General features: G+C 73.2%; 21 protein-coding genes. 14 read left to right on the top strand and 7 right to left on the bottom strand.

Annotated elements, in window-relative coordinates:
* Positions 1-4: 4 nt before the first annotated feature.
* From BM419_RS07065 to cobS, 3 genes are read right to left on the bottom strand one after another with little or no spacing between them, the layout of a single operon-like run.
* Positions 5-697 (bottom strand): retropepsin-like aspartic protease family protein, encoded by a 693-nt coding sequence (locus BM419_RS07065; protein ID WP_091925880.1) that lies wholly within the window; start codon positions 695-697, stop codon positions 5-7.
* Entirely contained in the window at positions 694-906 is a 213-nt protein-coding gene (locus tag BM419_RS07070) for a DUF1289 domain-containing protein (RefSeq protein WP_091925882.1), read from the bottom strand. The genes BM419_RS07065 and BM419_RS07070 overlap by 4 nt, the downstream gene beginning before the upstream one ends.
* 52 nt (positions 907-958) lie before the next feature.
* Positions 959-1792: an adenosylcobinamide-GDP ribazoletransferase gene (gene cobS, locus BM419_RS07075; protein ID WP_091925884.1), complete on the bottom strand. Its 834-nt coding sequence runs from the start codon at positions 1790-1792 to the stop codon at positions 959-961.
* Between the two features lie 86 nt (positions 1793-1878).
* Between cobS and cobT the strand changes: the two genes are divergently transcribed.
* Positions 1879-2919, top strand: a complete 1041-nt coding sequence (gene cobT, locus BM419_RS07080) for a nicotinate-nucleotide--dimethylbenzimidazole phosphoribosyltransferase (RefSeq protein WP_020092319.1) — start codon at positions 1879-1881, stop codon at positions 2917-2919.
* 139 nt (positions 2920-3058) lie between these two features.
* Here the strand turns inward: cobT and BM419_RS07085 are convergent, their stop codons facing one another.
* The gene (locus BM419_RS07085) at positions 3059-4651 is read right to left on the bottom strand and encodes an ABC transporter substrate-binding protein (protein ID WP_091925886.1); all 1593 of its coding nucleotides are present in this window, start codon (positions 4649-4651) and stop codon (positions 3059-3061) included.
* Positions 4652-4768: 117 nt separating this feature from the next.
* Between BM419_RS07085 and BM419_RS07090 the strand changes: the two genes are divergently transcribed.
* The 4 genes from BM419_RS07090 (at position 4769) to queC (ending at position 7670) form a co-directional block, all read left to right on the top strand.
* Positions 4769-5446 (top strand): GntR family transcriptional regulator, encoded by a 678-nt coding sequence (locus BM419_RS07090; protein ID WP_091925888.1) that lies wholly within the window; start codon positions 4769-4771, stop codon positions 5444-5446.
* Positions 5447-5550: 104 nt separating this feature from the next.
* Positions 5551-6504, top strand: a complete 954-nt coding sequence (locus BM419_RS07095; protein ID WP_091925890.1) for a dihydrodipicolinate synthase family protein — start codon at positions 5551-5553, stop codon at positions 6502-6504.
* Between the two features lie 100 nt (positions 6505-6604).
* Positions 6605-6961 (top strand): 6-carboxytetrahydropterin synthase QueD, encoded by a 357-nt coding sequence (gene queD, locus BM419_RS07100; RefSeq protein ID WP_020092323.1) that lies wholly within the window; start codon positions 6605-6607, stop codon positions 6959-6961.
* Entirely contained in the window at positions 6951-7670 is a 720-nt protein-coding gene (gene queC / locus BM419_RS07105) for a 7-cyano-7-deazaguanine synthase QueC (protein WP_091925892.1), read from the top strand. The genes queD and queC overlap by 11 nt, the downstream gene beginning before the upstream one ends.
* Here queC and BM419_RS07110 read toward each other — a convergent pair.
* Entirely contained in the window at positions 7657-8223 is a 567-nt protein-coding gene (locus BM419_RS07110; RefSeq protein WP_042673639.1) for a TetR/AcrR family transcriptional regulator, read from the bottom strand. The two genes, queC and BM419_RS07110, sit on opposite strands and share 14 nt — an antisense overlap.
* A 160-nt stretch (positions 8224-8383) precedes the next feature.
* Here BM419_RS07110 and BM419_RS07115 point away from each other — a divergent pair, with 160 nt between their 5' ends.
* From BM419_RS07115 to BM419_RS07140, 6 genes are all read left to right on the top strand, one after another.
* On the top strand, positions 8384-9346 hold the full coding sequence (locus BM419_RS07115) for a quinoprotein relay system zinc metallohydrolase 2 (protein WP_091925894.1): 963 nt from the start codon (positions 8384-8386) through the stop codon (positions 9344-9346).
* Positions 9347-9388: 42 nt separating this feature from the next.
* The gene (locus tag BM419_RS07120) at positions 9389-10243 is read left to right on the top strand and encodes a quinoprotein dehydrogenase-associated SoxYZ-like carrier (protein ID WP_020092327.1); all 855 of its coding nucleotides are present in this window, start codon (positions 9389-9391) and stop codon (positions 10241-10243) included.
* 2 nt (positions 10244-10245) lie between these two features.
* On the top strand, positions 10246-10842 hold the full coding sequence (locus BM419_RS07125) for a rhodanese-like domain-containing protein (protein WP_091925896.1): 597 nt from the start codon (positions 10246-10248) through the stop codon (positions 10840-10842).
* 123 nt (positions 10843-10965) lie between these two features.
* The gene (gene panB / locus BM419_RS07130) at positions 10966-11784 is read left to right on the top strand and encodes a 3-methyl-2-oxobutanoate hydroxymethyltransferase (RefSeq protein ID WP_020092329.1); all 819 of its coding nucleotides are present in this window, start codon (positions 10966-10968) and stop codon (positions 11782-11784) included.
* A 13-nt stretch (positions 11785-11797) separates the two neighbouring features.
* Positions 11798-12079: a DUF333 domain-containing protein gene (locus BM419_RS07135; protein WP_091925898.1), complete on the top strand. Its 282-nt coding sequence runs from the start codon at positions 11798-11800 to the stop codon at positions 12077-12079.
* Positions 12080-12226: 147 nt separating this feature from the next.
* Positions 12227-13783, top strand: coding sequence for a serine hydrolase (locus BM419_RS07140; RefSeq protein WP_091925900.1), 1557 nt, complete (start codon positions 12227-12229; stop codon positions 13781-13783).
* Between the two features lie 9 nt (positions 13784-13792).
* On the opposite strand, the gene BM419_RS07145 is transcribed toward BM419_RS07140, so the two are convergent.
* A complete protein-coding gene (locus BM419_RS07145) occupies positions 13793-14788 on the bottom strand; it encodes an NUDIX hydrolase (protein WP_020092332.1) in 996 nt (331 codons plus the stop codon).
* Positions 14789-15005: 217 nt separating this feature from the next.
* Here BM419_RS07145 and thiE point away from each other — a divergent pair, with 217 nt between their 5' ends.
* The 3 genes from thiE (at position 15006) to BM419_RS07160 (ending at position 17309) form a co-directional block, all read left to right on the top strand.
* Positions 15006-15734, top strand: a complete 729-nt coding sequence (gene thiE / locus BM419_RS07150) for a thiamine phosphate synthase (RefSeq protein ID WP_091925902.1) — start codon at positions 15006-15008, stop codon at positions 15732-15734.
* Positions 15731-16546, top strand: coding sequence for a bifunctional hydroxymethylpyrimidine kinase/phosphomethylpyrimidine kinase (gene thiD, locus BM419_RS07155; protein ID WP_091925904.1), 816 nt, complete (start codon positions 15731-15733; stop codon positions 16544-16546). Before thiE ends, thiD begins: the two co-directional genes overlap by 4 nt.
* A gap of 136 nt (positions 16547-16682) precedes the next feature.
* On the top strand, positions 16683-17309 hold the full coding sequence (locus BM419_RS07160) for a helix-turn-helix domain-containing protein (RefSeq protein ID WP_020092335.1): 627 nt from the start codon (positions 16683-16685) through the stop codon (positions 17307-17309).
* Here BM419_RS07160 and BM419_RS07165 read toward each other — a convergent pair.
* Positions 17284-18303 (bottom strand): helix-turn-helix domain-containing protein, encoded by a 1020-nt coding sequence (locus BM419_RS07165; RefSeq protein ID WP_091925905.1) that lies wholly within the window; start codon positions 18301-18303, stop codon positions 17284-17286. The genes BM419_RS07160 and BM419_RS07165 overlap by 26 nt on opposite strands.
* Positions 18304-18519: the final 216 nt, after the last annotated feature.

The raw sequence follows: 18519 nt of genomic DNA on the forward strand, positions 1-18519 counted from the left end.
CCGGTCAGGGCCGGCGCAGGATCAGGCGGTCGCCCCGGACCTCGTAGCCGGAGAGCCGCGACAGGAAGGTCTGGCCGAGGAGGTTCGCCGAGAGCGCGCCCGGCTTGGCCACCATGGCGTTGACACGCCGCTCGGTGATCGTCCCGACGCTGAGCGAGTCGAGCTGGGTCGGCGCCGCGTAGGTGATGCCGTTGGCGGTGGAGACGCGGGCGGTGAACTCGGAGGGCGCGGGCGTGAGCCCCAGCGCGGCGGCGTTCTCGGCGGTGAGCACGACGCTGCTCGCCCCGGTGTCGAACAGGAAAGGCTGCACCCGGCCGTTGACCGAGGCGTCGACCCGGAAATCGCCGTCCGCCCGCCGGGTGACCGTGACGGCGCCGTCGCCGCTCGAGGTCGCGCTCCCCGGCCGGAGATCGCCGAGCACCCGGGCGCCGACGTCCTGGATCCGGTCGCGGTAGCTGTAGCCGATCACCAGGGCGAGGCCGATCAGCGCCCAGGCCAGGAGCGCCTGCAGGTTCGCACCGAGCCGGGCCGTGAACTGCCGCCAGAACCCGGCCACCACCAGGAGCAGGATCGTGCCGGTCCAGGCGAGGTTCGCCAACTGGTCGGGCTCGATCACGCCGCCGACGCTGTCGCTGCCGTCGCTGAGGACCAGGGCGACGAGAACCAGGGCGAGGGCCGCGAGGCCGAGATAGATCATGACGGCAGCGGCGCTTCCAGGGGGGTGAGGCCGGCGGCCCGCATCCGGGCGCCGAGCCCCGCCATCACGGCGCGGCGCCGGTCCTCCGACAGCGCGCCCCAGGCGGCGATCTCGTCGCGGGTCCGCCCGCAGCCGCAGCACAGGCCGGTCGCGGCGTCGAGGACGCAGACCTTGGTGCAGGGCGAGGAGGGTTTCGGCGCGGGCGGCATCGGTGATCCTTGGCCGGGGGATCGTGGCCGGGTCAAGACGCGGCGGCCTCCCTCAATCCGCCACGCCCGCCGTCGCCGCCACCAGGGCCAGCAGGGCGGCGATCTCCGCGACCTGCTGGCAGGCGCCGATGACGTCGCCGGTCTGGCCGCCGATCCTGGCGCGCGCCAGCCGGGTCAGGCCCAGGGCCGCGAGGCCGGCGCACAGGATCATCAGAGCGATCCCGCCGACAGGCAGGCCGAGGGGCACGGCGCCGAGCGCCAGCACCGCGCCGAGGCCCAGCGCGGTGGCGAGGCTCGCCCGGCCCGGGCGGCCGACCGAGGCGGAGAGGCCGCCCGGCCGCGCCGGCGCGAGCAGCACCATCGGGGCGAGGGCGGCGACCCGCGACAGGGCGGCCGCCAGGATCAGGCCGGTCACGGCCGCGTGGCCGATCCGGTCGAGGAGCGTCGCCAGGGCGCCGATCCGCAGGGCCAGCGCCAGGACCAGGGCGGCGCCGCCGTAGGCCCCGATCCGGCTGTCGCGCATGATCTCCAGGCGGCGCTCCCGCGTGGCGCCGCCGCCGAACCCGTCGGCAACGTCCGCGAGCCCGTCCTCGTGGAGGGCGCCGGTCGCCACCACGGCGACCGCCACCGCGAGGGTCGCGGCCAGGAACGGCCCGAGCCCGACGGCCCAGCCGGCCGCCAGCACCAGGGCGGCGGGCAGCGCCAGGATCAGGCCGGCCAGCGGCAGCATCCGCGGCAGGGTTGTGAAGTCGGGGCTGCGGTGCGGGTCCGGCTCGCCGGGCAGTTGCGGCACCGGCAGGCGGGAGTAGAAGCGCAGGCACCCGGCGAGGTCGTAGAGGGCGCCGCGCCCGGGCCAGTCGGCCTCCCCGCCGGTCTGCCTGTCCATCGCGGCCTCTCGCATCCGCCCGCCACCGCGCGCCGCTCCCGTATAGTCTCCCCGTCCGGAGGCGCCCACAGGAAATCATCGCCGCCATGACCGATTCGACGACCGCTCCCGAACCCGGCCCCTTCGACGACATCCGCAACCTGTTGAAGGCGATGCCGGGCCCCGACGCGGAGGCGAAGGAAGCCGTCGCGGCCCGGGACGCGACCCTGACGAAGCCCGCCGGTTCGCTGGGGCGCCTGGAGAGCCTCGTTACGTGGCTGGCGGCGTGGCAGGGCAAGGCGCCGCCGACCTTCGACCGGCCGCTGGTCTGCGTCTTCGCCGGCAGCCACGGGGTCACGCGCCGCGGCGTCTCGGCCTTCCCGGACGCGGTCAACCGCCAGATGCTCGACAACTTCGCCGCCGGGGGCGGGGCGATCAACCAGATCTGCGCGGCCTACGGCCTCGGCTTCAAGGTGTTCGACCTCGCCCTCGACATGCCCACCGGCGACATCGCGGAGGGGCCGGCCCTCGACGAGCGCGCCACGGTCGCCACCATGGCGTTCGGCATGGAGGCGGTGGCCGCCGGCACCGACTGCCTCGGCATCGGCGAGATGGGCATCGGCAACACCACGGTGGCGGCCGCCCTCTACGCCGCCCTGTTCGGCGGCGATCCCGCCCACTGGGTCGGGCGCGGCACGGGCGTCGACCGGGACGGCCTGTCCCGGAAGGTCGCGGCCGTGGAGGCGGCGCTCGCGCACCATGCCGGCCACCTCGACGACCCGCTTCAGGTCCTGGCGCGCCTCGGCGGCCGGGAGATCGCCGCCATGGCGGGGGCGATCCTGGCCGCGCGGCTGCAGCGCATCCCGGTGGTGATCGACGGCTACGTGGCGACCGCCGCCGCGGCCGTGCTGCACGCCGCCGACCCAAATGCCCTCGACCACTGCCTCGCCGGCCACGTCTCGGCGGAGGGCGCCCACGCGGAGGTTCTGGAGCGGCTCGGGCTGGTGCCGCTGCTGGCGCTCGGCATGCGCCTCGGCGAGGCCTCGGGCGCCGGCATGGCGATGGGCCTGCTGAAGGGCGCGCTCGCCTGCCACACCGGCATGGCGACCTTCGCGCAGGCCGGCGTGTCGGGGAAGGGCGCGGGCTGAAGACGCGCGGGCACCTGCGCCCTCGCGTCTTTGCGAGCGGAGAGAAGCAATCCAGCGGCGCCACGCCCATCAGCGGCCCGCTGCCCTGGGTTGCTTCGCTGCGCTCGCAAAGACGAACCTTCCTCGGGAGCGCCCGGACTCAGGCGGTCTTCTCGATGTTCCAGAAGAACTGCACCGGGGCCATGACCATGCCCTTGAGCTTCGAACTCACGGCCATCGGCTGCTGCACGAGGCCTGCCGGGGCGTAGGGCACGACCGCGAAGGCCCGCTCCTCGATGCGTGCGGCGAGCGCCTTCTGCTGCGCCTCGTCGCTGGTGGCGATCCACTCGCTGCGCAGGCCCTCCAGGGTCGGGTCGTCCGGCCAGCCGAACCACGCCGCCTGACCGTTGGCGCGGATCAGTGGGTGGAGCGCCGGGTTCAGCACGTCGGCCCCCGACCAGAGGGTGTGGAACAGCGACCAGCCGCCGGCATCGACCGGCCCGCGGTTGCCGCGGCGGGCGATGAAGCTGCCCCAGTCGGTCGAGACCAGATCGACGTTCATGCCGAGCTGCTTGAGCAGGTCCTGGGTCACCAGCGACTGGTTGTAGGCGATCGGCTGGTCGGCCGGGGCCAGCAGCACCACGCGCTCGCCCTTGTAGCCGGCCTTGGCCAGCATCGCCTTGGCCTTGGCGAGGTCCGCCTGCATGGCCGCGGCCCCGCCGGCCCCGGTCGACATCGGCGAGCCCGGCGTGAAGAAGGTCTTGGCCTCCCGGTAGTATTCGGGGCTGCCGACCACCGCCTGCATGTAGTCGTCCTGCTTCATGGCCATCATCACGGCCCGGCGGATCTCGGGATTGTTGAACGGCGGCTGCGTGTGGTTGAACCGCATCAGCAGGATCAGCCCGAGCGGCACGTTGCGGATCTCGATACCCGGCTTGCCCTTGAGCACCGGGATCAGGTCGATCGCCGGCTGCTCGTACCAGTCGACCGCCCCCTGGATCATCGCGCCCACCGCCGCCGAGGCCTCGGTGATGGCGAGCCACTCGATCCGGTCGACCTTGGCGACCTTGCCGCCGGCCGCCCAGGAGGGCGCCTCCTCGCGGGGGCGGTAGCCCGCGTGGCGGGTGTAGATCGCGTTCTGGCCGGGGATCCATTCCCGCGCCTCGAAGCGCCACGGCCCGGAGCCCGTGGCGTCGGCGATCGGCTTGGACGCGTCCTGGAGGGCGACGCGCTCCGGCATGATGAAGGGCACGTTGGAGGACAGCTTGCCGAGCGCCGCCGGGAGCAGGGGGAACGGCCTCTTCAGGCTGATGGTGAATGTCCGCGCGTCCTCCTGGCCGTAGCCCTCCACGAAGCCCGCCAGGGTCTGGCCGAACGCGTCCCGCTTGGACCAGCGCGCGATCGACGCGATGCAGTCCTTGGCCTCGACGGGGGAGCCGTCGTGGAACGTGAGGCCGTCGCGGAGATGGAAGGTCCAGCGCAGGCCGTCGGGCGCGGTCTGCCACTCGCTCACCATCTGCGGCTGGATGCGGAAATTCTCGTCGGTGGCGAACAGCGTGTCGTAGACGAGATAGCCGTGATTGCGGATGACGTAGCTCGTGGCGACGATCGGATCGAGGGACGGCAGGGGCGTCGACGGGATGAAGCGCAGCACGCTGCCGGCGCCGGGCTGGGCCCGGACCAGGTGCGGGAGGCCGAGGCCGGCGGCCGCGCCTGCGGTACCGGCCAGGATCTGGCGGCGGGAGAGCGTCATCGCGGGCACCCTTGTCGTGATCGAGCCGATCGCCCGATTGATTTTATACAATTTCAACACCCGAGCTCCGCCGTCAAGGGCCAAGCGGAGCGTCCAGGGTCGGCCGGGAGCGGGACGATGAAGAACCGGACCATCGCGGGGTCGATCGGGACCGAGATCCGGCGGCGCATCCTCGACGGCCGCTATCCGGCCGGCTCCCAGCTCCGCCAGGACGGCCTCGCGGCGGAGTTCGGCGCCAGCCGGATCCCCGTGCGCGAGGCCCTGTTCCAGCTCGAGGCCGAGGGCCTCGTCCGGATCCTGCCCCATCGCGGGGCCATGGTGGCGCCGCTCTCGCCGGCGGACGCGGCCGAGGCCCTCGAGCTGCGGGGCGCCCTCGAGCCGCGCCTCCTGGCCCTCTCGGCGCCCCGCCTGACCGACGACGACTACGCCCGGGCCGACGCCCTGCTGGAGGAGTACGCCGCGGCCCTGCGGGCGGGCGCGACGGCGCGCTGGGGCGCCCTCAACACGGAGCTGCACCTCCTCCTCTACGGCCGGGCGGAGCGCCCCCGCGCCCTCGGGCTGGTCGGCTCGCTGCTGGCCGAGTGCGACCGCTACACCCGCCTCCAGCTCTCCACCGACAGCGCCGAGCTGGAGCGGGCCGACCGCGAGCACCGCGAGATCGTCCGGCTCTGCCGGAACGGCCACGTCTCGGCCGCCTGTGCCCTCCTGACCGACCATATCGACCATGTCGCCGCCGCGCTGATGGCGTTCCTCGGCGCCGCGCCGGTCCCGGCCCGCGCGACAGAGATTGTATAAAATCCTTGCCAGACGCGCGCGGCGCTGCCATGGAGAGGCGTGCCGCCCCGCGAGGCCCGCGAGGCCGGCCGGGACGATCCCACCTCCCAGCAGGCGAGCCGGCGATGGCCTTCGATCGACACATCTTCTCCGGCACGATCCCGGCCCTGATGACGCCCTGCCGGCCGGACCGGTCGCCCGACCTCGACGCCCTCGCGCGCAAGGGGCGGGAGCTCGTCGATGCCGGCATGGCGGCGGTCGTCTACTGCGGCTCGATGGGCGACTGGCCGCTGCTCACCGACGAGGAGCGGATGGCGGGCGTCGAGCGGCTGCTCGCCGCCGGCGTCCCGGTGATCGTCGGGACCGGCGCGCAGAACCCGAAGCGCGCCGCGGCGCTCGCGGCGCACGCCAAGGCGGCCGGCGCCCACGGCCTGATGATCATCCCGCGGGTCCTGTCGCGCGGCAGCTCGGCCGCGGCCCAGGAGGCGCATTTCGGCGGCATCCTGGAGGCGGCCGTCGACCTGCCGTCGGTGATCTACAACAGCCCGTACTACGGGTTCGAGACCCGGGCGGACCTGTTCTTCCGCCTGCGCGCCCGCTACCCGCACCTCGTCGGCTTCAAGGAGTTCGGCGGCGCGGCCTCGCTCACCTACGCGGCCGAGCACATCACCGGCCAGTCGCCCGACATCACCCTGATGGTCGGCGTGGATACCCAGGTGGTGCACGGCTACGTCAATTGCGGCGCCCGGGGCGCCATCACGGGCATCGGCAACGTCCTGCCGCGGGAGGTGCTCCACCTCGTCGCCCTGTGCGAGAAGGCCGCCGCGGGCGACGTCCGGGCCCGGCGCCGGGCCGAGGAACTCGACGCCGCGCTGGCGATCCTGTCGAGCTTCGACGAGGGGACCGACCTCGTCCTCTACTACAAGCACCTGATGGTGCTGGAGGGGAACCCGGAATACGCGCTGCACTTCAACGCCACCGACGCGCTCAGCGCTGGTCAGCGCCACTACGCGGAGACGCAGCTGCGCCTGTTCAAGGCGTGGTACGCGCAGTGGTCGGAGGCGGGCGCCGGGGCCTGATCCCCGGGCGCGTCGCCGAACGCAGGGCAGCCCGCCTTTGCGCGGGACCGCCCGTCGGCGCTATGGCGGGGGCGAGATCGGCCACACCCGCGAACCGTCCATGAAGATCACCCAAGCCTTCACCTTCGAGGCGGCCCACCGGCTGCCGAACGTGCCCGAGACCCACCGCTGCCACCGGATGCACGGGCATTCCTACCGGGTCGAGCTGACGGTCGCCGGCCCGGTCGATCCCCATACCGGCTGGGTGATCGACTTCTACGACATCGAGTCGATCTTCGGGCCGCTGCTCGCCCGGCTCGACCACCACTGCCTCAACGAGATCGAGGGGCTGGAGAACCCGACCGCCGAGAACATCGCGGCCTGGATCTGGCAGCGCCTCCGGCCGGACCTGCCGGGCCTCGCGCTCGTGCGGGTCGCCGAGACCCCGATGTCCTGGGCCGAGTACGATGGCGAGTGACGCCGCGATCCCGGGGGACCGCGCCGCGCTGGTGCTGTTCTCCGGGGGACAGGATTCAGCCACCTGCCTGGCCTGGGCGCTGGACCGGTTCGACCACGTCGAGACCCTCGGCTTCGACTACGGCCAGCGCCACCGGGTCGAGCTCGACCGCCGCGCGGCCCTGCGGGCGGGCACGACCGCCCTCGATCCAGCCTGGGCGGGCCGCCTCAGCGAGGACCACACGCTCGCCCTCGACGCCCTCGGGCAGGTCTCCGAGACGGCGCTGACCCGGGAGGCCGCGATCGGCTACGAGGCGTCGGGCCTGCCCAACACCTTCGTGCCCGGCCGCAACCTCGTGTTCCTGACCTTCGCGGCGGCGCTCGCCTACCGGCGCGGGCTCCGGCACGTGGTCGGCGGCATGTGCGAGACCGACTATTCCGGCTACCCGGATTGCCGCGACGACACGATCAAGGCCCTGCAGGTGGCGCTCAATCTCGGCATGGAGCGGCGCTTCGTGCTGCACACGCCGCTGATGTGGCTCGACAAGGCGCAGACCTGGGAGCTGGCCGAGAGCCTCGGCGGGCGGCCGCTGGTCGACCTGATCGTCGAGGAGAGCCACACCTGCTACCTCGGCGAGCGCGGGCAGCGGCATCCCTGGGGCTACGGCTGCGGCACCTGCCCGGCCTGCCGGCTGCGGGCGGACGGCTACGCCCGGTTCACTGCGGCCTGAGGCCGTCGACCAGGACCGCCAGCGTCCCCCGGAAGGCGTCGGGGCTCGCGAACAGGCGCTCCATCAGGAGCGCGCCCTCCAGGGTGGCGACGACGTAGCGGGCGAGCGCCGCCGGATCCGCGCCGCCGCGCACGCTGCCATCCGCCTGGCCCGCGCGCAGGATGCCCTCCAGCCACGCGAGATGGTCCGCGAAGAAGGCCGCGACGTCCCGGCGCAGGCGCTCGGGCAGGGCCTCGCCCTCGATGGCCAGCGCCGCGCAGAGGCAGCCGAGCCCCTGCTCGACGCCGCCAAGATAGAGCCGCCCGTAGGCCTCGACCCGGCCGGGGCCGTCCGGAACGTCCCGGCGGATCGCCTCCAGGGCCGCGGCGTAGCGCGCCGCGTAGGCCGCCACCAGGGCGGCGCCGAGATCGACCTTGGTGGGGAAGTGGTGGTGGATGCTCGCCTTGCGGATGCCCACCGCCGCCGCGAGGTCGGCGTAGCTGAAGCCGGCGAAGCCGCGGCCCCGCACCAGGGTCTCGGCCTGCATCAGCAACTCGGCGCGGGTATCCCTCATCGCGGCGATCGTCGCTCCAAAACGCGCCCTCATCAACGCACGAAGTCACGCGAACGTGCGGCCGCGGCGGGGACCGGCTCCCGGCGGCCCCTTGACGGGCGATCAATCTACCTACTTAATGGTAGACAATCAAGAACGGACAAGATCGGGAGGTTTCGGCATGACGGCACGCGCCGTCCATCCGCGGAGACAGGCCGCCGGGCCGACGCGGCGGCACGCCCTCTTCGCGGGGCTCTGCCTGTGCTGCCTGCCGACGCTGGGCCGCGCCGCCGAGAGCTTCACGATGGAGGAGGTCGGGCCCGGCCTGTACGTGCGCAAGGGCCTGATCGCGGACGCCACCCCCGACAACGCCGACGCCATCGCCAATATCGGCTTCCTCGTCGGCAGGACCGGCGTGGTGGTGACCGAGTCCGGCGGCAGCCTCGCCGACGGCCAGTGGCTGCGCGCCGAGATCGCCAAGCGCACGGACAAGCCGATCACCCACGTGGTGCTGACCCACGTCCACCCGGACCACGTCTTCGGGGCGGGGGCCTTCTTCCAGGACAAGCCGGTCTTCATCGGCCACGCCAAGCTCACCGAGGCCATGGCGGCCCGGGGCGAGTTCTACCGCAAGCGGCTGATCGACCTGCTCGGCGAGGACCGGACCGGGCCGGTGGTCTACCCGACGATGAGCGTCAAAGACACGGCCGAGATCGACCTCGGCGACCGGCGCCTGACCTTCACGGCGCACGGTCCGGCGCACACCACCTCGGACCTGTCGATGATCGATTCCGGCAGCGGCCTGCTGTTCCCCGCCGACCTGCTGTTCGTGAACCGGATCCCCTCCCTCGACGGCAGCCTCAAGGGCTGGCTCGCCGAGATCGAGCGGCTGAAGGCCATGGGTCCCGCCCGGGCCGTCCCGGGCCACGGCCCCGTCGCGGTCGACCTCGCCCCGGCGCTCGCCGACCTCTCCGGCTACCTGACCGCCCTGCGCGACGGCACCCGGGCGGCGATCGCCAAGGACGTGCCCATCGAGAAGGCCGTGACCAGCGTCGCGGCGGACCAGCGCGACAAGTGGGCCCTGTTCGACACCTACAACGGCCGCAACGTCACCGTGGCCTACCAGGAACTCGAGTGGGAATAGGTTTTCAGGATCCCCATATCCAAGCCAATCGGGAGGCACGCCATGACCCACAGGATCGGACAGACCTTCATCGGACAGACCTTCTCCAGCCTCGCCCTCGGCCTCGTCCTGGCGACGACGGCGCTGTCGGGACCGCTCGCCGGCGCCGCGCGGGCGGCCGGCGCCTCCGACACCGATCAGGAGCGGGCGGCCCGCTGGCAGGAGATCGCCAAGTCGATCTTCGGCGACCGCCAGATCGCCCCGACCGACAGCCTCGTGAAGATCGAGGCGCCCGCCCGAGCGCTCGACGCCGCCCTGGTGCCGATCACCCTGACCATGCCCAAGGACGGGCAGATCAAGGCGGTCTCGCTGATCATCGACGACAACCCGGCGCCCTACGCGGCCAAGTTCGAGTTCGGGCCGGCCGCCGACCCGGCCGAGCTGAAGCTGCGCGTGCGGGTCAACAACTACACCGACATGCACGCCGTGGTGGAGACCACGGACGGCAAGCTCTACGAGGCCAAGCAGTTCGTGAAGGCCTCCGGCGGCTGCTCGGCCCCGATGGGGATGAGCGACGAGGAGGCCATGAAGGGCATGGGCGACATGCGCATGAAGTTCGCCGAGACGGCGGCCGGCAAGCCCGTGGAGGCGACGCTGATGATCCGCCACCCGAACTTCTCCGGCATGCAGATGAACCAGGTGACCCGCGACTACACGCCGGCGCGCTACATCGACAAGCTCACCGTCTCGGCGGGCGACCGGAAGGTCTTCACCATGACGGGCGACATCTCGATCGCCTCGAACCCGGTGATCAACTTCGCGTTCAAGCCGGACGGCAAGCCGATCCAGGTGGCGGCCTCCGACAACCAGGGCGGCCAGTGGCAGCACAGCTTCACCGCGCCGAGCCCGACGAACTGACCATGCGGCGCCTCCTCCTGACCGGCCGGACCGCGGCGGCCTGCGCCGCGCTCCTCTGCCTCGCCGCGGCGCCGGCCGATTCGCCGGTGAACGTGCCCGAGCCGGAGGGGCTCTACGCCGGTCCCCCGAAGGGCTACACGCCGCCGACCCTCAAGGGCGCCGCGGTGGTCGACGCCGACGCCGTCGCCGCCCTGATCGCCGGCCCCGACAAGCCGGTGCTGCTCGACGTGGCGGCGCCGGACCGCAAGCCGTCGAACTTCCCGGAGGGCCGCCTCTGGCTGCCGGTGCATCCGTCGATCCCCGGCGCCGTCTGGATGCCGGAGGCCGGCGCCGAGCCCCTGGCGCCGGCGCGCGAGGCGCTCTTCTACGCCCGCGTCGCGGCGCTGACCGGGGGCGACAAGGCGAAGCCCGTCGTGGTGTTCTGCCACGTCGAGTGCTGGGGCAGCTGGAACGCCGCCAAGCGGCTGGTGCTGAAGGGCTATACCGGCGTGCGCTGGTTCCCCGAGGGCGTCGAGGGGTGGCAGGAGATGCACGAGACCGCGAACCTGACGGTCGATCCGGACTGGAAGGCGGGCGCCGAGCCGCAGGTGGGGCGCTGACCCGCATCGCCGGGCATTGTAAGAGACGCCGCGGAACGAGGCTCGCGAGGCGGGGCGCGCGCTCTCCCGGGCGGGAGAGGGGGCCCGCGCCGCGTCCCGAGTGGCGGGAATGAGGTCTGAATCATGTCGCAGGTCGTGCAGTCCCGACGGCTCCGGGCGGTCGATATCGGCAAGCGCAAGGCCGAGGGGCGCAAGATCATCGCGCTCACCGCCTACCACGCCCACACGGCCGGCATCGTCGATCCCTATTGCGACTTCATCCTCGTGGGCGATTCCCTCGGCATGGTGATGCACGGGATGGAATCGACGATCCCCGTGACCCTGGAGATGATGATCCTCCAGGCCCAGGCGGTGATCCGCGGCACGCAGAAGGCGCTGGTCGTGGTCGACATGCCGTTCGGCTCCTACGAGGCGAGCCGGGAGCAGGCCTTCCTCAGCGCCTCCCGGGTTCTCAAGGAGACCGGCGCCGGCGCGATCAAGATGGAGGGCGGCGCCCATTTCGCCGAGACGGTGGCGTTCCTCGTCCAGCGCGGCGTGCCGGTGATGGGCCATATCGGCCTCACCCCGCAGGCGGTGAACACGATGGGCGGCTTCAAGGTCCAGGGCCGGGCCCCCGACGACGAGCGCCGCCTCCTGGAGGATGCCCGCGCCATCTCGGAGGCCGGCGCCTTCGCGATCGTGCTCGAGGGCATCGTCGAGCCGGTGGCGCGGGCGATCGCGACCTCCCCCCAGGTCACCGCCGCCACGATCGGCATCGGCGCCTCGGCGGTCTGCGACGGCCAGATCCTGGTGCTGGAGGACATGCTCGGCCTGTCCGAGCGCACGCCGAAATTCGTGCGCCAGTTCGGGAGCCTGCGGACCCACATCGAGGACGCCGTGAAAGCCTACGCGGACGAGGTCCGGGCCGGCCGGTTCCCGGCCGACGACCACACCTACGGTTAGGGCAGGGCGGCCCATGACGCGCATGATCGGACCGTGGAGGGCGCCCGCCGCGTGGCCTGTCCGCGCGCTCGCGGCCTGCGCCGCCCTTGCCGGATCGGGGCCGGCCCGCGCGCTGGAGAATCCGGCCTCGGCCTTCTGCGCGACGATGGGCGGGCAGACGATCCTCGCGAAGCTGCCCGATGGCGGCACGATCGGTCTCTGCGCCCTTCCGGGGCGGAAGATCGTCGAGGAATGGACGCTGTACCGGATGCTCCGCGGCGTGAAGCCGGCACCCGGCGCCGACCCGTTCCGCTAGCCCGGCCCGGTTCCCGAACAGTCTTCATCCGTGTCCGTCGGGCCGGCCCGCGCATTCGCGGCACGGCCCGGGGCGGCGCGATTGATTTCGCCGGCCCGACGATGCCACTCTCGAGGTCCGAGCTCTCTCAGGCGGGATCGACGACTCATGCAGCGGGCCCGATCGCGCCGGCGCCTCGTCGGCGCGTGCCTCGCCCTCGGCCTGATCGCGGCCGGGCCCGGAGCCGGATCCGCCGGGACGCTGACGCGGGCGCAGGTCGAGGCGCAGCTGCCGGCGCTGGAGGCGCTGGCGCGGCGGGCCATCGACGCGGGAGCGGTGCCGGGCCTCGCGGTCGCGGTCGTCCTCGGCGACGAGACGCTCCTCCTGAAGGGATACGGCCTCAGGCAGGCCGGGAAGCCCGAGCCGGTCGGCCCCGACACGGTCTTCCAGATCGCCTCCCTGTCCAAGCCCGTCACCGCGACGATCGTGGCCGCCCTGGTCGGCGACGGGGTGGTCGACTGGGATTCGCGCGTCGCGGATCTCGATCCCGCCTTCCAGCTGCACGAGCCCTACCCGACCGCGCAGGTCACGGTGCGCGACTTCCTCAACCATCGCAGCGGCCTGCCGGGGACCGCCGGCGACGATCTGGAGGCGATCGGCTTCGGCCGCGACGCGATCCTGCACCGGCTGCGCCGCGCGCCGCCCGCCTCCAGCTTCCGCGCCGGCTACGCCTACAGCAATTTCGGCTTCACCGAGGGCGCGGTCGCCGCCGCGAAGCCGACCGGCCAGCCCTGGGAGGCGGTGGCCCGGGACCGGCTGTTCCGATCGCTCGGGATGGCCGCCACCGGCACGACCCACGCGGATTTCCTCAGCCGGCCCGACCGCGCGGCGCTCCACGTCCGGGCCGGCGGCGTCTGGACCGCCAAGATCGAGCGGGATCCCGACGCGCAGGCGCCGGCCGGCGGCGTCAGCAGCGATGTCCGCGACCTCTCCCGATGGCTGCGGCTCGTGATCGGCAAGGGCCGTTTCGAGGGCGCGCAGCGCGTCGCGGCCCCGGCCCTGGCGCAGACGCACGTCCCGCTCATGGCCCGCGGCCGCAACCCCGTGACCGGCGGCGCGTCCTTCTACGGCCTCGGCTGGAACGTCGAGTACGGCCGCCACGGCCTCGTCTGGGGCCACGCCGGCGCCTTCAGCGTCGGCGCGCAGACGCTCGTCTCGATCCATCCGGAGGCCGGTCTCGGGATCCTCGTCCTGACCAACGCCTTCCCGTCCGGCGTGCCGGAGGGGCTGGCCGACAGCTTCGCCGACCTCGTCTTCGACGGCCGCGTCGACCGGGACTGGGTGACGGCCTGGGGCGCCGCCTACGAGAACCTGTTCGCGCCCGGCATCGCCGCCGACAAGGCGGCCTACGGCACGCCGCCGGCGTCGCCCGCCGCGCCCCTGGCGCTCTCGGCCTATGCCGGGCGCTACGCCAACGCCTATGTCGGCGAGGCCGTCGTGGTGGAGGCGGACGGCGCCCTGACGCTGACGGTCGGCCCCGCGGGGGCGCGCCGCTACCCCCTCCGGCACTTCGACCGCGACCTCTTCCTCAGCTTCCCGGACGCCGAGGCGCCCGACCGCCCCTCCGCCATCCGCTTCGCCATCGGCAGCGACGGCCGGGCCGCCGCCGTGACGGTGGACGCGCTCGACGCGAGCGGGCTCGGCACCCTGGCGCGGCGAGACTGACCGCCGCCGTCACCCCGCCCGCCGCGACGGCAGCCGCAGGCCCGGGGCCGGGCGCTCCAGCAGCACCTCCCGGCGGAAGCGCACCAGCCGCGCCGGCCGGCCGGCGGCGCCGCTGGTCACGCTCTCGGTCTCCTCCACCAGCCCCTGCTGGGCCACGAGGCGCCGGAAGTTCTGCTTGTGCAGCTGCGTCCCCGACAGGGCCTCCACGGTCTTCTGCAGCTGCAGCAGGGTGAATTCCGGCGGCATCAGCTCGAACACCACCGGGCGGTACTTGATCTTGCCCCGGAGCCGGCCGATCGCGGTCGCGAGCACCCGCCGGTGGTCGAACGCCATGGGGACGCCGGTCGGGTCGTTCGGCAGGGCCGGGCCGGGATTGCCCCGCGCCTCCGGGATCAGCCCGGCCTCGAACAGCAGCTCGTAGCGCTCCAGGACGCGCTCCTCGTTCCACGTGCCGCCGTTCATGCCGAAGGTCAGGCCGAGGCGGTCGAGGCGGCGGGTCCGGGTGGCGCAGTCCGCGGGCTCGGACGCCCATTCGGCGAGCCGCGCCTCAATGGCGTCGAGCTGGCGCGGGCGCCCCTGCCGGAAATCCTCGTAGGGCAGGTAGCGGTACCAGTTCTGCCACGCGGCCTCGGCGAGCCCCGCCGGCCGCTCCTCGCGGACGAGCGCCAGATAAGCCACCGAGAGGGAGTGCACCCCCGACAGGGTCGCCGTGCCGGAGCGGTCGCGGTCGCCGAAGGTGTAGAGCTGCTCCACGTAGCCGAGGCGCTGGTGCGTCTGCCGCTCCACCCAGGCGCGCAGGCCCCGCTCCAGCGTGGCGTGCTCGGGGACGAGGGGGCCGGCCGGCAGGCCGTCGCCGCGGCCGGGCGCCTGGTCGGGGACCCGGATGGTCAGGGCGCGCGGCTCCCCCTTGGTCGCGGCGACGATCACCGCGACGAGGCCTACGGAGGAGCGCTCCGGCGGGGCCTGCCCCCCGCGCGCGTCCGTCTGCGCCGCGGCACCCGTCATCGTTCCTCGACCGTCCGTCCCCCGGGATGCGCCGTAGCGGATCCCACCTATAGGGGGACAGGATCGCCGCGCGTCAACGCCGCCGTATGACGGAGCGGGGGGGCCCGTCGACGCACCGCTGTCCACCCGCCGCTTGCCAACGCCGCGAGCCCTGCCCAAACAGGGGTCCGGGTAGGCCGGCACGGGACCGGCCGAGGCGGACCGAGCGACGACAGCGATGCCAGCGAGCGCGACTTCCCCCGCAGATTCCCCCTCGACCCCGACCGGCAGCCGGGCCGTCGACCTGCGGCTCTACGGGCTCCTCGATGTCGGCGTCTGCGGCGCCGACGGGGCGCGGCTGGCGGAGCTCGGCGCCGAGGCGGTGGCGGGGGGCTGCACCCTGCTCCAGTACCGCGAGAAGGACATCGCCGATGCCCGCGCCGCCCTGGCGCGGATCCGGGCGATCCTGGCGGCGGTGGGCGGCCGCGTCCCGGTCCTCGTCAACGACCGCGTCGACCTCGCCCTCGCGGCCGGAGCCGACGGGGTGCATCTCGGCCAGGGCGACCTCCACCCGGCCGACGCCCGCCGGCTGCTGGGGGAGGGCGCGATCATCGGCCTCACCCTGAAGAAGCCCGCCCAGGCCGACGAATTGTACCGGCTGCCCGTCGACTACGCCTGCATCGGCGGCGTGTTCGCCACCACCAGCAAGGACAATCCCGACCCGCCGGTGGGCCTCGACGGCTTCGCCAGCATCGCCTTCCGCGCCCGCCTCGCCCGCGGGGCCGGCCTGCCGCTCGGCGCCATCGCGGGGATCGGGCTCGACAACGCCGCCGCGGTGGTCGCCGCGGGGGCGGACGGGGTCGCGGTGATCACCGCGCTGTTCGGCGCGGAGTCGGTGCGCCAGCGCGCCCGCGACCTGCGCGCGCGGATCGACGGCGCCCTGGCGGAGCGGGCCGGCGCCCGATGAGCGGCCCCGCGCCCATCGCGGTCACGATCGCGGGCTCGGATTCCGGCGGCGGCGCCGGCATCCAGGCGGACCTCAAGACCTTCTCGGCGCTGGGCGTCTACGGCGCCAGCGTGATCACGGCGCTGACCGCGCAGAACACGACGGGGGTCCAGGGCATCCACGACGTGCCGGCGGAGTTCGTCGCCCGGCAGATCGACAGCGTGTTCTCCGACCTCGCCGTGAGGGCGGTGAAGATCGGCATGCTGTCGCAGACCGCGGTGATCGCGGCGGTCGCCGAGGGCCTCGCCCGGCACGCCGGGTCGATCCCGGTCGTCCTCGACCCGGTGATGGTCGCCACCAGCGGCGACCGGCTGATCACCGACGACGCCGTGGCGACGCTCCGCGAGCGGCTGCTCCCGCGGGCCGACCTGATCACCCCCAACCTGCCGGAGGCGGCGGTGCTCCTCGGCGAGCCCGTCGCCGCGGACGCGGCAGCGATCGTGGCCCAGGCGCGGCGGCTGGTCGCCCTCGGCGCCCGGGCGGTGCTGATCAAGGGCGGCCACGGCGCGGGGCGCGAGAGCATCGACCACCTCGTCACGGCGGACGGCACCCTGCGGACCCTGTCGGCGCCGCGGATCGCGACGCGCAACACACACGGCACCGGCTGCACCCTCTCGGCGGCGGTGGCGGCGGGCCTCGCCCAGGGCCTGGCCCTGCCGGAGGCGGTGGCGGAGGCCAAGGCCTACCTCACGGCCGCCCTCGCGGCGGCGGACAGCCTCGCGGTCGGGACGGGGCACGGGCCAGTCCACCACTTCCAGGCCGTCTGGACTTAGAGGCCGATCCGGCCGCCGCTTTCCGGTGCGCACGCCGCCGCGCACGCCGCCCGCCGCCTTGCAACCGGGCGTCGATTGCGTTTGAAGAAGCGTACGATCGTTCGGATAATGGAACGGTGCAGGCGGATCGGGGACGATGCAGGATCAGGCGGAACGGCCCGACCGGGCGCGCGGGCGCGACCTGCTGACCGGCGCGCAGGTGCTCTCCGGCCAGCTCGGCAAGACCATCCAGCGGCTGCGCAAGGCCTACAACCTGTCGCTCTCGGAACTCGCCGAGCAGTCCGGCGTGGCCAAGTCGATCATCAGCCAGATCGAGCGCAACGAGACCAACCCGACGCTGGCGACGATCTGGCGCCTGTCCCAGGCCCTCGACGTGTCGATCGAGCGGGTGTTGGCGGCCGGCGACGAGGAGCCGTTCATCGAGAAGACCTCCCGGGCCGACACGCCGATCCTCGTCTCCGAGGACGGGAAGGTGCGGCTGGCGATCATCGGCTGGCTCAAGACGATCGAGTGGCTGCAATGGTACGAGGTCACGGCCGACCCGGGCGGCGTCCTCGACTCGGACCCGCACCAGCGCGGCTCGGTGGAGTCGCTCTCGGTCACCGAGGGGGCGTTCGAGGTCGAGATCGGCGGCGTCGTGCAGCGGGCGCGGGCCGGCGAGACCCTGCGCTACCGCTGCGACCGGCCCCACCTCGTGCGCTGCACGGACGGTCCGGCCCGGGCCACCATGGTGGTGATCATGAAGGCCGCCGTGATGGAGTGAGGCGGCCCGGTCGGCCCTCCGGCCCACCCTCGGCGCCCCGCGCGAGGGCGCGCACGCGGTAGTCGCGGGGGCTCAGGCCGTAGCGCTCCTTGAAGCGGCGGGAGAAGTGGGACTGGCTGAGGAAGCCGCAGCCATATGCCAAGGTCCCCAGCGGCATGTGGAGGCAGCCCGGATCGGCCAAGCGCTTGGCGGCCGCCTCGAGCCTGCGGTGCCAGATCCAGTCGGAGATGTGCCGGTCCTGCGCGCGGAACAGCGCCTGCAGCCGGCGCAGGGACACGCCGGCCGCGGCCGCGAGCCGGGGCGGGTCCAGGGTCGGATCGTGGAGATGGGCCTCGAGATAGGCCCGGGCGCGCTGCACCACGACGCTGTCCTGGACGGGCCGCTGCGCCTCCCGCGCGAGCCGCTCCGCGAGGCTGGCGACGATGAGGTCGAGCCCCGTGGAGACCATGCTCTCGGCCACCTGGGGCGTCAGCCGGTCGCCCAGGCTGAGCAGGTTGCCCAGGAACGACCGGGTCAGGGTCGCGGTCGGCAGATCGCCGCCGACAGTCACGCCGGCGAACAGGCGCGCGGAGCCCAGAGCCCCCTCCAGCCGCTCCCGCGGGATCCCGATGGCCAGCACCTCGCTGTAGCCGCTGTGCTCGATCGTCCAGGGTGTATTCGTATCCCGGATCGAGAAGTCGCCGACCCGATCCGTGCTCGACCGATCGTACTGATCCGCGCGGACCTGTCCCGAGAGCACGATGCTCATGAACAGGTGGTCGGTCTTGTGGTTTTCATGGCGAAGCGTGCGCGGCGTCGTGGCCGCCCGCAGGTTGCGCAGCGCGAATTTCGTGAAGACCAGACCGCCGATACTGGCCCCCTCGATCGTCGCGTGAAAGGGCTCGTCATTGAGACAAGTCTGCGCCATCGGAACCAGGCGATCTTCGCAGACATATCGCCAAAGGCGAAACCTGTCCTTCTCCAATACACCTTCAGTTGAGAACAGAGTCTGCATCGCGGCAGCCGTATGACCGCGATTGCTGCGAACCGCAACCGCGCCCCGTCCACGCACGCCGCCGCGGGACACGGATCGATCGGCGGAAATCCCGCGCGCCCACGATGGACCGTCGGGCCCGTCCCATCACCCGTGGCGCCTGTCGGGCCGTGGAGCGGATCCGCACGGCTGGCATTCGGAGGACGTTCCGTCGCGAGCGCCCCGCCCCGGCGGGGG

It is taken from the genome of Methylobacterium sp. yr668, from assembly GCF_900116245.1.
In the GTDB taxonomy this organism is placed as follows: domain Bacteria; phylum Pseudomonadota; class Alphaproteobacteria; order Rhizobiales; family Beijerinckiaceae; genus Methylobacterium.

Coding starts and splice junctions, on each gene's coding strand:
- BM419_RS07065 (WP_091925880.1), bottom strand. CDS start 697: ATGATCTATCTCGGCCTCGCGGCCCTCGCCCTGGTTCTCGTCGCCCTG.
- BM419_RS07070 (WP_091925882.1), bottom strand. CDS start 906: ATGCCGCCCGCGCCGAAACCCTCCTCGCCCTGCACCAAGGTCTGCGTC.
- cobS (WP_091925884.1), bottom strand. CDS start 1,792: ATGGACAGGCAGACCGGCGGGGAGGCCGACTGGCCCGGGCGCGGCGCC.
- cobT (WP_020092319.1), top strand. CDS start 1,879: ATGACCGATTCGACGACCGCTCCCGAACCCGGCCCCTTCGACGACATC.
- BM419_RS07085 (WP_091925886.1), bottom strand. CDS start 4,651: ATGACGCTCTCCCGCCGCCAGATCCTGGCCGGTACCGCAGGCGCGGCC.
- BM419_RS07090 (WP_091925888.1), top strand. CDS start 4,769: ATGAAGAACCGGACCATCGCGGGGTCGATCGGGACCGAGATCCGGCGG.
- BM419_RS07095 (WP_091925890.1), top strand. CDS start 5,551: ATGGCCTTCGATCGACACATCTTCTCCGGCACGATCCCGGCCCTGATG.
- queD (WP_020092323.1), top strand. CDS start 6,605: ATGAAGATCACCCAAGCCTTCACCTTCGAGGCGGCCCACCGGCTGCCG.
- queC (WP_091925892.1), top strand. CDS start 6,951: ATGGCGAGTGACGCCGCGATCCCGGGGGACCGCGCCGCGCTGGTGCTG.
- BM419_RS07110 (WP_042673639.1), bottom strand. CDS start 8,223: ATGAGGGATACCCGCGCCGAGTTGCTGATGCAGGCCGAGACCCTGGTG.
- BM419_RS07115 (WP_091925894.1), top strand. CDS start 8,384: ATGACGGCACGCGCCGTCCATCCGCGGAGACAGGCCGCCGGGCCGACG.
- BM419_RS07120 (WP_020092327.1), top strand. CDS start 9,389: ATGACCCACAGGATCGGACAGACCTTCATCGGACAGACCTTCTCCAGC.
- BM419_RS07125 (WP_091925896.1), top strand. CDS start 10,246: ATGCGGCGCCTCCTCCTGACCGGCCGGACCGCGGCGGCCTGCGCCGCG.
- panB (WP_020092329.1), top strand. CDS start 10,966: ATGTCGCAGGTCGTGCAGTCCCGACGGCTCCGGGCGGTCGATATCGGC.
- BM419_RS07135 (WP_091925898.1), top strand. CDS start 11,798: ATGACGCGCATGATCGGACCGTGGAGGGCGCCCGCCGCGTGGCCTGTC.
- BM419_RS07140 (WP_091925900.1), top strand. CDS start 12,227: ATGCAGCGGGCCCGATCGCGCCGGCGCCTCGTCGGCGCGTGCCTCGCC.
- BM419_RS07145 (WP_020092332.1), bottom strand. CDS start 14,788: ATGACGGGTGCCGCGGCGCAGACGGACGCGCGCGGGGGGCAGGCCCCG.
- thiE (WP_091925902.1), top strand. CDS start 15,006: ATGCCAGCGAGCGCGACTTCCCCCGCAGATTCCCCCTCGACCCCGACC.
- thiD (WP_091925904.1), top strand. CDS start 15,731: ATGAGCGGCCCCGCGCCCATCGCGGTCACGATCGCGGGCTCGGATTCC.
- BM419_RS07160 (WP_020092335.1), top strand. CDS start 16,683: ATGCAGGATCAGGCGGAACGGCCCGACCGGGCGCGCGGGCGCGACCTG.
- BM419_RS07165 (WP_091925905.1), bottom strand. CDS start 18,303: ATGCAGACTCTGTTCTCAACTGAAGGTGTATTGGAGAAGGACAGGTTT.